Origin of the sequence: Pseudomonas sp. IT-P12, assembly GCF_949767465.1 — a bacterium.
GTDB lineage: Bacteria > Pseudomonadota > Gammaproteobacteria > Pseudomonadales > Pseudomonadaceae > Aquipseudomonas.
The window spans coordinates 189,508-203,092 of sequence record NZ_CATKPY010000021.1; the positions used below are offsets into that span (position 1 = coordinate 189,508).

At 60.6% G+C, this 13,585-nt stretch carries 10 protein-coding genes; 4 read left to right on the top strand and 6 right to left on the bottom strand.

Annotated elements, in window-relative coordinates; translation table 11 throughout:
* The first annotated feature begins 1 nt into the window (after position 1).
* From ACM6IM_RS09860 to galE, 3 genes are read left to right on the top strand one after another with little or no spacing between them, the layout of a single operon-like run.
* Positions 2–1,528 carry an O-antigen ligase family protein gene (locus tag ACM6IM_RS09860; RefSeq protein ID WP_201188967.1) on the top strand — a complete coding sequence of 509 codons (1,527 nt, stop codon included), beginning with the start codon at positions 2–4 and terminating at the stop codon, positions 1,526–1,528.
* A 4-nt stretch (positions 1,529–1,532) separates the two neighbouring features.
* Positions 1,533–4,145: a glycosyl hydrolase family 5 gene (locus ACM6IM_RS09865; protein ID WP_414865010.1), complete on the top strand. Its 2,613-nt coding sequence runs from the start codon at positions 1,533–1,535 to the stop codon at positions 4,143–4,145.
* A gap of 46 nt (positions 4,146–4,191) precedes the next feature.
* Positions 4,192–5,169 (top strand): UDP-glucose 4-epimerase GalE, encoded by a 978-nt coding sequence (gene galE, locus ACM6IM_RS09870; RefSeq protein WP_414865011.1) that lies wholly within the window; start codon positions 4,192–4,194, stop codon positions 5,167–5,169.
* A 42-nt stretch (positions 5,170–5,211) separates the two neighbouring features.
* Here galE and ACM6IM_RS09875 read toward each other — a convergent pair whose 3' ends face one another.
* The 5 genes from ACM6IM_RS09875 to ACM6IM_RS09895 all read right to left on the bottom strand — a co-directional run bounded on the left by ACM6IM_RS09875 (position 5,212) and on the right by ACM6IM_RS09895 (position 10,185).
* Entirely contained in the window at positions 5,212–5,937 is a 726-nt protein-coding gene (locus ACM6IM_RS09875) for a CpsD/CapB family tyrosine-protein kinase (protein ID WP_414865485.1), read from the bottom strand.
* Positions 5,938–6,006: 69 nt separating this feature from the next.
* A complete protein-coding gene (locus ACM6IM_RS09880) occupies positions 6,007–7,566 on the bottom strand; it encodes a GumC family protein (protein ID WP_192301532.1) in 1,560 nt (519 codons plus the stop codon).
* A gap of 20 nt (positions 7,567–7,586) precedes the next feature.
* Positions 7,587–8,702, bottom strand: a complete 1,116-nt coding sequence (locus ACM6IM_RS09885; protein ID WP_414865012.1) for a hypothetical protein — start codon at positions 8,700–8,702, stop codon at positions 7,587–7,589.
* Positions 8,703–8,731: 29 nt separating this feature from the next.
* Positions 8,732–9,289 (bottom strand): polysaccharide biosynthesis/export family protein, encoded by a 558-nt coding sequence (locus ACM6IM_RS09890; protein ID WP_201188979.1) that lies wholly within the window; start codon positions 9,287–9,289, stop codon positions 8,732–8,734.
* Positions 9,290–9,687: 398 nt separating this feature from the next.
* Positions 9,688–10,185 (bottom strand): hypothetical protein, encoded by a 498-nt coding sequence (locus tag ACM6IM_RS09895; RefSeq protein ID WP_414865013.1) that lies wholly within the window; start codon positions 10,183–10,185, stop codon positions 9,688–9,690.
* A 308-nt stretch (positions 10,186–10,493) separates the two neighbouring features.
* On the opposite strand from ACM6IM_RS09895, the gene ACM6IM_RS09900 reads away from it, so the two are divergent.
* Positions 10,494–10,895, top strand: a complete 402-nt coding sequence (locus ACM6IM_RS09900; RefSeq protein ID WP_201189835.1) for a hypothetical protein — start codon at positions 10,494–10,496, stop codon at positions 10,893–10,895.
* Between the two features lie 99 nt (positions 10,896–10,994).
* Here the strand turns inward: ACM6IM_RS09900 and ligD are convergent, their stop codons facing one another.
* The gene (ligD, locus tag ACM6IM_RS09905) at positions 10,995–13,583 is read right to left on the bottom strand and encodes a DNA ligase D (RefSeq protein ID WP_414865014.1); all 2,589 of its coding nucleotides are present in this window, start codon (positions 13,581–13,583) and stop codon (positions 10,995–10,997) included.
* Between the last annotated feature and the right edge of the window lie 2 nt (positions 13,584–13,585).

Genomic DNA, 13,585 nt, shown 5'->3' on the forward strand with positions numbered 1-13,585 from the left:
CATGCCTGAGCACTTTCGCGCGTTAGTCGTCATTCTGGTTCTGGCCGGCGTTGTTTTTTTCATGGCGCGCCGGCCCGCAAGCGACCTGATCCCTGCCCACGACTTCACCCGTCGACGCAATCTGTGGTTTGTGCTGACCGTCCTGGCTTTTGTCTCGCACAGTTTCTGGCTGTACGTGGCCGTGACCACGGTCATTCTGACCATCGCGCGAAAACGCGAACACAATCCGGTCGCGTTGTTCTTCATCCTGGCGTTCCTGGTACCGCCGGCGCAGGCGCGAATTCCCGGTTTCGGCCTGATGAATTACTTTTTCGACCTCAACTATGTGCGCCTGCTGTCCCTGTGCGTGCTGCTGCCGGCCTTTTTCGCTCTGCGCAGACAAGCCGATACGCAAGGTTTCGGACGCACCTGGCCGGATAAATTCCTCGCCGCCTACCTGGTCTTGACCAGCCTGCTGTTGCTGCGCGAGACCACGGTCACCGATACCTTGCGCCAGACGCTCTACCAGTTCACCGACGTGTTCCTGCCGTACTACGTCGCCAGCCGGGCCCTGAAGAATCTCAGCGATTTCAAGGACGCCCTGCTGGGCTTTGTCCTCGCGGCCATGGTGATGGCGCTGATCGGATTCTTCGAGTTTGCCCGTGGCTGGCTGCTCTACAGCGCGCTGATCGGCGCCATGGGCATGCAATGGGAAATGTCCAGCTACCTCAGTCGCGGCGGCCTGCTGCGCGCCAGCGTCACCACCGGCCAGGCCATCGCGCTGGGACTGGTGATCAGCACCGCCATCGGTTTCTACCTGTATTTGCAGGAAAGCGTGCGCAGCAAGCTGCAGCGCCGCCTGGGCGCACTGCTGCTGGCCGGCGGGCTGTTTGCCCCGCTGTCGCGCGGCCCGTGGATCGGCGCGGCCGCCATGCTCCTGGTGTATATCGCCACGGGGCAGAAGGTGGTCAAGCGCATCATGCTGCTGGCAGTCGCCGGGGTGCTCGCCCTCCCCGTGCTGACCCTCGTGCCGGGCGGGCAGAAGGTGCTGGACCTGCTGCCGTTCGTCGGCAACGTGGAAGTCGAAAACATCACCTATCGCCAGCGCCTGATCGACAACTCGATCCTCGTGATCCAGCGCAACCCTCTGCTGGGCACCTTCGATTACCGTAAGGCCCCCGAAATGCAGGCCATGATCCAGGGCGAGGGCATCATCGACATCGTCAACACCTACATCGGCGTAGCGCTGTCCTATGGATTGATCGGTTTGACGGTGTTCGTGGCCTTTTTCGCCGCCGTGCTGCTCGGCATCCGCAAGACCTTGCGTTCGTTCCCCGACAAGGACGATGAAGCCCGCCGGCTGGGCCGAGCGCTCTTCGCGACACTCGCCGGGATCCTGGTGACCATCTTTACCGTCAGCAGCATCACGATCATCCCCGTGGTGTACTGGTCGGTTGCCGGGCTGGGCGTCGCCTACGTCCGGATGGCGCGCAACCTCAAGCACCCCTCGCCAGCCGTCTCGGCCAGTACCCACCTCCAACTCCGGTAACCCCATGGCCAACATTTTCCGCCGCACCCGCTTGCTGCTTCCGGTTGTCCTGTCCGTTGTTGTCCTGCCGCTGAGTACCTGGGCGTCGGACTGGGTGGCCAGTGTCGATGAAAAGAGCGGCCTGCCGGGGGTGACCTATGGCGGCAGCCCCGCCCTGGCCTCCTCGTTCGTGTTCTTCGAGAGCAACTATGGCTGGACGTCCTTCCCCACCCGATTCACGATCAATGCGCCCTACGATTACACCCTCGTTGGCCAGAACCAGACGCTGGATTTCGACCTGGCGGCAAAGGTCCGCAAACAGGGCGAGCAGCAGTTGACCTGGGATGTTGCCCTGGATGCCCGCAGCCTGAAGCCGAACGTGATCGGCGGTGGCTTCGTGTTCAATTTCGACCCCGCGTTGTTCAAGGGAGAGATGGGCAAACCGCAGCTGCTGCCTGGCAACAAGGGCTGGGCCTGGGGCGATGCACAGGGGCGACGCATCGAAATGCGCTTCGAGCCGGCGCTGGCGAACGTGTTCCTCGAGCCGGGCGACGGCTCCGAAGTGCGGGCGTTTTTCTACAAGAATGCGATCAAGCCCGGCCAGCAGCATTTCAAGGCGACCTTGAGCGTCTCCGGTGATGTGGCCCTGGGCCCGACCACCAGCGAGCGCTTTGGCCTGGTCGACCCGAAGACCTGGCCGACAGACAAAATCGACTGGAGAACTTCGCCGGTCGACCTGTCCTTCCTGAATGCCGCTGAAAAGCCGGCCGGCAAACGCGGGTTCATCAAGGCCTCCGGCGAGCAACTGAAGTTCGCCGACGACACCCCGGCGCGTTTCTGGGGCACCAACGTGTCGGCCTACACGCTGTTCAGCACCCCCGACGAAGAGATCAAGCTGCAAGCCAAGCGGCTGTCGGCGCTGGGTATCAACCTTGTGCGCCTGCACCACCATGATTCGCCCTGGGTCAGCCCGAACATCTTTGGCGCCGCGCCCAACCCCGATACCCAGCAACCCGACCCGCAATCACTGAAAAAAATCGACTTGTGGATCAAGAGCCTCAAGGACGAGGGCATTTATGTCTGGCTCGACATGCACGTCGAACGGGCTTTCACGGCCAAGGACAACATCTACGGCTTCGAAGAGCTGCCAAAGGATGAACACGGCAACGCCGGCCTCAAGGGCTACAACTACGTCAACATCACCATTCAGCAGGCGATGAAGCGCTTTGCCGCTGCCTACATGAACCACGTCAACGCCTACACCGGCCTCGCCTACAAGGACGAGCCGGCGATCGCCGCGGTCCTGATCACCAACGAGAACGACATCACCAATCACTTCGGCAATGCCTTGCTCGGTGACAAGGACGTGCCCAAGCACAGCAAGGTCTACATGGCTGAGGCCGAAGCGTTCGCCAAGCAACATAATCTGTCCTCGAGCCAGACCTGGCGCGCCTGGGAGTTTGGCCCGTCGAAAATGTTCCTCAACGACCTGGAGCAACGCTTCAACGTCGACATGATCAAGCACTTGCGCGACCTGGGCGTGAAGGTGCCCATCGCCACCACCAACAGCTGGGGCGGCGATGGCCTGCTGTCACTGCCAGCCCTGACGTCCGGCGACATCATCGACGTACACAGCTACGGCGGCCTCGGCCAACTGGAAAAAAACCCGCTCACCAGCGCCGGCATCGTCAACTGGATTGGCGCCGGCCAGGTCACGGGCAAACCGCTGACCGTCACCGAATGGAACAGCGAGCCTTTCCCGACCCCGGATCGTCACGGTGTGCCGCTGTACATGGCCGGCACTGCCAGTTATCAGGGCTGGGACGCGCTGATGCAATACGCCTATAGCCAGGAAGGGCTCTCCGGCGGCTGGATGACCGTCGGCAACTGGAACGCCTACAACGACCCGTCGCTGCTCGCCACCTTGCCCGCTGCCGCGCTGCTTTATCGGCGCGGTGATGTCAGTGAGGCGAAGACCACCTATATCTTTGCACCGACGCCAGCCACCCTGTTCAACCAGGCCATCACACCGAGCACCTCGGCACTGCTGCGCACCGCGATGGAGAAAGGCAAACTGCAAATCGCCATGCCACAGACGCCGGAACTGCCCTGGTTGCAGACCGGGGCCGCCGCAGACAATGCCCAGGTGTTCCACGACCCCGACCAGTCGCTGCTGGACGCCAATGCCAGCGAATCCACGTCCGACACCGGTGAACTGAAGCGCAACTGGAAACGCGGCCTCTACACCATCGACACGCCGCGCACCCAGGCTGCCACCGGCTGGATCGGTGGCGAGTCGATCAGCCTGGGCAACATCCAGGTCAACGCCAGGACCGCGAACGCCAGTGTGGTAGTGCAAAGCCTGAACGACACGCCACTGGGCCAATCCCAAGACCTGATGATTTCACTGGGTGCCCGCGCCATGGCGAATGAGGACGAGCGACCGCCCTATTTCGTCGAACCCCTGGCCGGCACGCTGACCATACAGGCACCACCGGGCCTGACCCTGTTCACGCCAGGTCCCCTGGCGCAGATGAAGAAGCTGCCCGCCCCCTACGCCGATGGCCGCTATACCATCAAGCTCGATGGACAGCAGACTGCCAACTGGTTGTTTTTAAGGAAAAGTGCCGCGCGTTGATGTCACAATCCGCGTTTACACAGCAATACGGGTCCAGGAGGACAGGATGAATTTCTTGGTGGTTGGCGGCGCAGGCTATATCGGCTCGCACATGGTCAAACAGCTGCGGCGCGCCGGTCATGACCTGGTGGTGGCCGATAACTTTTCCACCGGCTACCGCAGCGCCCTGATGGACGCACGCGTGGTCGAACTGGACATCGCCGACGCGCAGGCCCTCGACGACCTGTTTGCCTCTCAGCACTTCGATGCGGTGTTCCACTTCGCCTCCTTCATCCAGGTCGGCGAATCCGTCAGCGAGCCGGGCAAGTATTATCAAAACAACCTGGCCGCCACCCTGACGCTGCTGCAAGCCATGCTTCGCGCAAACGTCAGGCACTTCATCTTCTCATCGACCGCCGCGGTCTATGGCGACCCGATGTATGTGCCCATTGACGAAGACCACCCGAAGGCCGCAATCAACCCCTATGGCCGCAGCAAGTGGATGGTCGAGCAGATGCTGGAGGACTTCGATCGCGCCTATGGGCTCAGATCGGTGTGCCTGCGCTACTTCAACGCCGCCGGAGCCGACCCGGAAGGACAGCTGGGCGAGCGCCATGAGCCGGAGACCCATCTGCTGCCATTGATCCTGCAAGCGGCCTCAGGCCGGCGCGCCGCCATCACCGTCTACGGGCGTGACTACGACACGCCCGATGGCACCTGCATCCGCGACTACGTGCACGTCAGCGATCTGGTGGCCGCGCACGCCCTGGCCGTGGATTATCTGCTGGCTGGCGGCGCCAGCACGGCGTTCAACCTGGGCAATGGTCAGGGCTTTTCAGTGCAACAGGTGATCGAAACCGCGCGCCGGGTCACAGGCAAGGAGATCCGCGTCAATGAAGCGCCGCGCCGCGCCGGCGACCCGCCACGGCTGGTGGCCGACCCCAAACGTGCCAACGCCCTGCTGGGCTGGCAACCGCAGTTCGCTTCGCTGGAACAGATCGTGGCGCATGCCTGGGCGTGGGAGCAGAAGCATCCCTGGCGGTAGGCGACGGCGCTGGTCCATGGGGCCAGCGCCAGGGGGATGGCTTCAGTAGTAAGTGCGGTTGTTCGGCTCGGCCTTGTTCAGCACCGTGCCTATCAAGTTGGCGCCGCCGAGGTGATACAGGCTTTCCTCGATCTCCTTGTTGCTGTTCATGCCGTTGGCGACGACCAGCAGCACGCAATCGAATTTCGGCAGGACGGTGATCACGTCGTCCGAACTGAGGATCGGTGGCAAGTCGAAAATCGAGATGCGCGAGTCGTAGCGCTCACGCAGTTCCACGATCAGGTTGCTGACCTCGGGCGACGACAGCACCTCGGTCGAGTGTGGAATCGGCTCACGGGTGGGCAAAACCACAAAACGCGGCAAGGTCGGATTGACCAACACATCTTGCAGCTCGGCCTTGTGGTTCAAGAGTTCATTGAGCGAATTTTCCATCGACAATCCAAGGCTGGAACCGACCTTGGGGCGGCGCAGGTCGAAATCCACCAGCAACGCGGTCTTGGTGGTGTGATGGGCAATACTCATGGCCAGGTTGATCGCCAGCACGGTCTTGCCGGCCTCCGGCGTCGGCGAGGTGATCGCCAGCGTGCGCCAGCCATTTTCCTCCATGGCCTTCAGTACCTGCGTGCGCAGCAGGTCGAAGGCGGCGCCCATGTTCGAGTTCTTGTTGTACGCGACAATGCGGTTACGCTCCAGGTGGTCATACCGCAGAGGCACGACCCGAGTCTGTACGTAACTGAGTGCATTGAGCCCCGAACCCGTGGGTGTCATGGCCTTCGAAGAGGCCGGCTGCTCGGCCTTGTCGGCATCGGGCTTGAGAATGTCCATTGCTGTCTTTCCTTATGCAAACCGGCCCAGAACTTTGATCATCAAAAGGTCCAGGGGCGTGTAGAGGAAGTGCACGAGCACCAGGAAGAGCGCGAAAAGCACGACTCCGATGATGATCAACCGCACTCGCCATTGCTTGCGGCGTGCCAGTTCCGCTCGGGTGTGAATGTAAGGGATGGAGACCAGTACCCGTTTGCCCAGCACGCTGGCCAGGGCTTCGGCACCGCGAACGCGGGGGTTGATCAGCTCAAGCAGCATCACCAGCGCGCCCGCACCCACCGGCGCCAGCACCAGGCCCATGGCAACCACTTTCTTGCGGTTGGGCTTGATCGGTTTTTCCGGCATCAGCGGCGACTCCAGGAGCACAAAGCGCTCGGCCTTGTTTTCCTGTTCAAGGCTTTCGGAAATTTTCGCACTCATTTGCTTGGTGCGAATTTCCTCATATTTCTTCTGGGCGTTTTCATGGTCACGCATCAACGTGACCATGCCACGCTCGACCTGTGGCGTTTCGAGAATCTGCGCCTCATAAGTGGAGATCTTCCGAAGAATTTCCTGCTTTTGATCGGCCAGCGACTTGATCCGCATGTCGGACGCTGCAATGCGCGCCTGGGCCTTGGCGACATCCATGCTGGCCGGAAGCGCTGCGCCGGAAGTGCCTTGGGCCTCAAGGGCCGCAATCTTGCGTTTGACAGCCCGCACATCGGGGTGCGCTTCGGTGTACAGCGACATCAGGCGCGCGTATTCGGCCTTGAGGCTGCCCAGGTCCTGCGGTTTGTCCGCAGCCGCACCCGTTGCCCCCGGCTTGGTTGCCAGCCCGGCATTGGCCGCCGACAACTCCAGCTCGTTGAAACGGACCTCTTCGCGTGCGGCCTTGTAGTCGCGATCGATTTCCTTGAGCTCGGTTTCGGCGCGCGTGAGCATGTTCATGCGCAACTCTTGATGCTCGGGCAGCGCATTGGAGTGGAGCTGTTTGAAGTCCGCCAAGCGGTTTTCCAGGGTCTCGAGTTCGAGCCGGAGCTTGTCTGCTTCCTGGGTCAGGAATTCGGTGGTTTCACTGGCGCGCTCGGTGCGCTGCTTGATGTTTTCGTCCAGGAACAGCGTGACCAGTTCGTTGGCCACTTTATTGGCGATCTCTGGCTGGCTGTGCTCGAAGCCAAGACGGAACGCGATGGTCACCTCTCCACGGCCCTTGACGTCCGCACTGACCAGGGCGACGGTGATCGCGTTGCGCATTTCCTCGATCTTCTCGGTCAGGCTCAGTTGCCGACCCTGCGCCGAGAACAGGTTGTATTTGTTGATGATCCCCTCCAGGTGCTCACGGGTCATGACGCGCTGGCGAATGATCTCGATCCGTTCATCGGCAAACGTAGTGTTGTTCGCCCCCACCAGGTCAGGCGAAATCTGCTGCGACTCCACCAGAATCGTGCCGGACGACTCGTAGGTGGGCGGCAGGGACAGTGCGACAGCCAGGCATACCCCGAGAATGGCCGTGCCACTCAGGATGATGAGCCAGGCATGATGCTTGACGATAGCAAGGTAGTCGTTGACCGACATTTCGTACTCAGAGGCCATATTTCTCACACCACAGAATTTCAGAAACCAGGGTAGCTATAAGTCAGCGTCAACCCGACCACATTGGCAGTAGCATCCGGCAAACCATCTTGCTGGCGTTGTTTGTATGTGTAGGATAGGCGCGCCATCCAAAAAGGCGAGAGTTCCTGACTGAACCAGGCGCCGTAACTGATCAGGGTATTGGGCGTCTGCCCCTTGGAGTCCTGCCAGGATGCGGTGACACCTGCGCGCCGGGTTTCATCGATGGCATAGCTCCAGATGCCGCTCACGCCATCGACCTCGACGAAACCGCCGTCGCCGCTGGCGATGGTATTGCGGCTGGCATCGATGCCGGCATCCACCCGCTCGCCACTGTAGTTCAGATTGAGGCCGCCCTGGGCGCTCGGACCGCTGTTGGCGTTGGACTCCTCATTGACTCCCACGTACACCGTCCCGCGCAACTGTTCGGAGAACTGGTAGTTCAGGCCGATATCCGGGGTGTAGCTGTTGGAAGACTCGGCCAGGGTGGAGCCGGAGTCGGGTTTGTAACGTTTGACGCCCAGACGGGTGAACAGCTCCATGCGCTCGCTCCAGGCATAGGTATAGCCCAGGCGGTTGGACAGTTCGTCGTAGTTGGTCAGTGAGTCGATGTCGTAAGTGACATGGCTGTATTCAATGTCGTTGGTCAAGGTACTGCGCTCGCTCAGGGCGGTGCGCCAGTTGCCTTCGAGCGAGGTCTTCTTCTGGGTGCCATCGGGGACCACGACGCCGGTTTCCTGGACGGTCGAAGACAGCGTGGAGCTCTCTTCATAGCGTGCCGTGAGGCCAAAGGCGCCGGTTTCGGTCTCGCGCTGCCAGCCCAGTCGCAGTCGCGGGTCTTCCCGATCGGTGACAATCGCGGTGTCGGACGAACGCACGACATACAGGCCCAGGCCAAACAGGAACTCATCCTGATCGGACGTCGCCAGGAGCGTAGCGTCCGGCGCGACGATGTAGCGCGTCACGCCCTTCTCGCCGCTGGTGGCCAACGTCGGGTTACTGTCGTATTCGACCGTCGACGGCACCGTGATCGCCGATTGCCAGGCGGCCGCGTGGACCAGACCGGAGCACGGCAGGACGAACATTGCCGTCGCAATCCCGGTTGTACGCAGCGCCATCGAGGTCACTCCCCATGCGTCGCGCAAGGCTAGGGTACGACCAGCGTATCGCCGGCCTGCAGCTGGATGTTGGTGGACATGTCACGACCGGACATGAGGTCGCTGTAGTGCACGGGCAGGATCTGTTGAGTGCCGCCCTTGCTGCGCACCACCTTGATTTCATCCTTGTCAGCGAACTTGTCGAGCCCGCCGGAGAGGCTCAACGCCTGCAGCACGGTGGTGACACCCGACATCGGCACCGTACCGGGCTTCAGCACTTTGCCTTGCACGTAGACCAGATTGCCGGCGGTACCGGTGATGACGACGCTCACCTGCGGATCGGGGATGTATTTTTCCAGCCTGGCGGCCAGCTTGGCCTCTACAGCCGTGGAGTCCAGCCCTTCGACCTCGACTTTACCGGCCAGGGGAAAGGTGATGCTGCCATCGGGAAGCACATGCACATCCTGCCTCAGCTTGTCTTCGCCCCAGACCGAAACATTCAGGGTATCCCCCGGATTCAAGCGGTAGGCCGGGATGTCTTCGGCGGCATTGGAAACACTGGGCAGAATAGCCAGCGCACAAAACACAGGTAGCAAGAAACGTGACATCGGGGTCCCTCCGCCTAGATAGCCATGCAAGGAGCTTTGCATAAAACGGGGAGCAAATCACGCTCGCCCATGCTCACATCGAGAAAATGCTCATAACGTGATTTTTTGCGCCTGGCAGCCGCCCTTTTTTGCACAGGCGGCATAAAAATCACCTGACTGGCAGGCTTTTGCGAAGGAAGTTTCTTATTTAACAACAACGTGCAGTCAAACATATTACCCCCGATGCATACCCGCCAAATTATCAGCACTTTAGTTACAAGCGCCCTTCATTCAGCAACTACATCGCAACACACACTCAATAAATCACATCAACTACGGTGCTATCATCTGCATATCAAATTGATATCAGCCAATAGTATTTCCAATGCATACCCTGGTCATAAAAGCCGGAACTACGGCTACACCTTCCGACGGTTGGCGACCATTACAAAACCGAACAGCGCGGATGAAAACAACCAGGCTGCCGCAGGCAAGGAAACTGCAATCGGTTGATTGGCAAAGACTTCACCCCCTCCACCCAACACCTTAGTCTGAGTATCGGAATTTGCCAGGAATTTGCCTTGAGCAAGTTGCGCCATTAATCCGTCACACGCAGAACTATTGACGGGAGCGCTCACTTTGGCAGCCGACTCAACCAGGTTGTTCAACTGCTGTTTAGTGTTATCGGAGAAGTAAGTTTCACTGACCGAGGTGGGAACGCCCGGGCCGACGCCGACCGTATAAGGTGCGCCACCCTGCTGTTCGACCGCCATGCCCAGTTGTGGACCGGCTTCCTCGCACGAATTGCCTATGCGACTAATTTCATAGGCCAAATTGCTCGCCTGCGCGCTGGTGATTACTGCACCATTAAAAAGCACCGACAACAAAACGCATTTAAAGACGAGTGACTTGCGCATGAACCGCCTCCTTGCATAGCGGATTTTTTCTGCTGTCGGACGAAGAAATCGTTACCGGTTTTTCAGCAGACTATAAGCACATAGCCATTACGTCAATGGCCCGTCACCCCAACGGTAAAAAATAAAAAACTGGAGAGAATGACGTCAAAATATCGACTTTGAAGGCCGTTTCGGGATACCAGCGCTATGCCTATGAAATGATTCAGAAGTCGGTTTTCCACCCCTGCTTCAGCGGCGTGCAGGCGAGTAAAATCGTGCCCTGCGCTACGCTGGGCAAACCGTCCCGGAGCACTCTATGATTGAGCCTTATGACGACCTCGCTGCCGATCCGCCAACCCTGCCCCCCCGGTGCCTGCAACTGCGAGCGTGAGCCGCTGCTGGCAACGCCGGGCGCAGACCTGCGCATCCTGTTTTTGACGCGTATCGAGGAGAAGCGCCTGATCGAGCGCCTGGAAAACCTCCAGAGCCTCGGCGACCTCGAACGGATGCAACAAAGGATGTATGAGCAACTGGGCATTCGGATGCAGATCGGTCCCGGGTTCAACGAAGTGCGAACGATGCGCGGCATCGCCATCACCCTCGACGACATGCCGGGCCTGTGCCGCAAGACCCGCCAGGCAATCCCCACCGCCATTCGTCGCGGGCTGGAAAAGCGGCCGGAAATCGCCTACGCACTGTTGAATGCCAACGACCTGTTGCGCGATGCCTGAGCGGCGAACAGCCTCGCATCCCGCAGTACTCCCCCTTCAATCGCGAGCAGACTCGCTCCCACAGGAATTGGCGCCCCAGGGTTCACGGTGGCGGATACGCTATTTCTTCATCCCCACCCGCCGCCGCATCTCCGCAGTGATGGCCTGCCGGGTTTTCTTCAGCTCGGCCCAGGGCTCGTTGCCCACCTCCGCCAGGCGCTTTTGCACGGTGTGGATGTTCCACTGATTGCCCCCCTTGAGCTCGGCAACCTCGTCGCGGAAAACCGGCACCGACACCGGCAGCCCCTCGCGGGTACGCGCGGCATATGCGCAGATCGTCGTGGCGCCGAGACCGTTGCGCAGGTAATCGATGAAGATCCGTCCAACCCTGTTCTTCGGTCCCGACACGGCGGAAAAGCGTTCCGGCAATAATTTGGCGATGTGACTGACGATGGCGTGGCTGAAATCCTTCACGTCATCCCAGCCAAGCTTACGGGTCAGCGGCACCACGATGTGCATGCCCTTGCCGCCGCTGGTCTTGAGAAACGCCTTGAGCCCCAGTTCATCGAGCACCGACAAGGTCAGCTGAGTCGCCTCGACCATGCTTTTCCAAGGCAGTGCCGGGTCCGGATCGAGGTCGAGAACAAAGCGGTCGGGTTTGTCGAGGTTGTCCGAAGTGGCGTTCCAGGTGTGCAGCTCCACAGTGCTCATCTGCACGGCTCCGATCAGTGCTTCGGCGCTGTTGATGATCATGATCGGCTGCCCGGTCAGTGCCTTGTCCAGCAAGGTAATCCCCGGGATGGCCAGGCGCTCGGCATTCTTCTGGAAAAACAGCTCGCCGGCGATGCCGTCCGGCGCGCGCACCAGGGCCACCGGTCGATCCTTCAGTTCGGGCAGGATCCATTCGGCGACACTGGCGTAGTACTCCGCCAGTTGCACCTTGGTGGTGCCGCTGCTGGCATCGATCACCCGGTCGGGATGGGTGATGCGCACCTTGCCTTCGCCCAGGCCGAGTTGGGACGGTGCAGGCGCGGCTTTCTTTGGACTGGCGGCTTTTTTGCTCGCGTCGGGCTTGTCCGCGGTTTTTCGGGTCACCACTTTGGCGCGCTCCTCGGTAATGGCCTCGGCCGGTTTGTCGTCGCGCAGGCCATGGAACACGGCATGGCGCACCGAACCGTCCTTGGTCATTTCCGCGAAGGCCACCTCCGCCAGCAGCACGGGCTTGAGCCAATGCACGCCTTTGGCGTCAAAACCGCTCGGTGGATTGACCACCGAAGGCTTCTTCGCCTGAAGCGGCTTCAGTTGTTCGTAGATGCGCCTGAGCGTGGTGTCATTGAACCCGGTGCCGACCTTGCCGGCATAGCGCAGCTCGCCGCTGTCACGGTCATGCAGCCCCAGCAGCAGCGCGCCGAAAGCATTGCGTGCCCCCTTGGGATCGGTGAAGCCGACCACGACGAACTCCTGACGATGCTTGCACTTGAGCTTGATCCAGTCACTGCTGCGACGTGACACATAGGGCGACCCCAGGCGTTTGCCGATCAGCCCCTCCATCTGCATCTGGCAGGCACTGTTGAGCAAGGCATCGGGCGCTTCGGCAAATGCCTCGGAAAAGCGCAACAACGAATCCTCACTGGGTTTGAGCACGGTGGCCAGCGCCACGCGACGCTCTTCGACCGGCACTTCGCGCAGATCGACGCCATTGAGGTAAGGCATGTCGAACAGGTAATAAAGGATGTGTTCGCTGTGCTCGCTGTCAAAAGCGTTTTGCAGTGCCTGGAAATCCGGCACGCCGTGCTCGTTGGTGACCACCATCTCACCGTCGAGCCAGGCCGATTCCACTTGCAGCGCGGCCAGCGCCTGCGCCTGCGCGGGTAATTTGTGCGTCCAGTCATGGCCGTTGCGCGTGAACAGTCTGACTTCGCCGTGGTCGATGCGCGCCATGATGCGGTAGCCGTCGAACTTGATCTCGTAACTCCACTCACCGTCCGGGGCTCTTTCAACCAGTGTCGCCAGTTCGGGCTTCAGCAGTTCCGGCAGTTTTGCCTTGCGCGCGCCGGTCAACTGAGCCGACTTCGCCTTGGCCGCCACCTTGCGTGCCGGCTTTTTGACCGGTTTGGGCCTGTCTGCGGCCAGGGCTTTTTTCGCCACGATGGTCCGGTCACTGAGTACGCTGCCCGGCTCAGCGTCAACCACGTCGTAATCGCCTTCAGGCTTGGCCGCACTGTCCTGATGCTTGATCAGGAACCATTGTTCCTGTTTGCCGGGCATGTGCGTACGCACCAGGTTCCATAGTCCGCCGAGCTTTTCGCCCTGCAATTCGAATTTGAGTTTGCCCTTGGCGTACGCCTTGGCCGGATCCTCCTGCGGGATCCATACGCCACGGTCCCAGACGATCACATCACCGGCACCGTAGTGTCCTTCGGGGATACTGCCCTCGAAGGTGGCGTAATCGATGGGATGGTCCTCGACATGCACCGCCAGGCGCTTGACCTTGGGGTCCAGGGACGGGCCCTTGGGCACCGCCCAGCTTTTCAGGGCGCCATCGAGTTCCAGGCGAAAGTCATAGTGCAGGCGCGAGGCGTCGTGTTTCTGGATGCAGAACTGCAAGGCATGCGCCTTGGCGGCCTTTCTGCGCGGTTGTTTGGCCGCCGGCTCCGAGGTCGCCGTGAAGTCGCGCATGCGGTTGTAGTCGTCCAGATCCCTGTTCATGG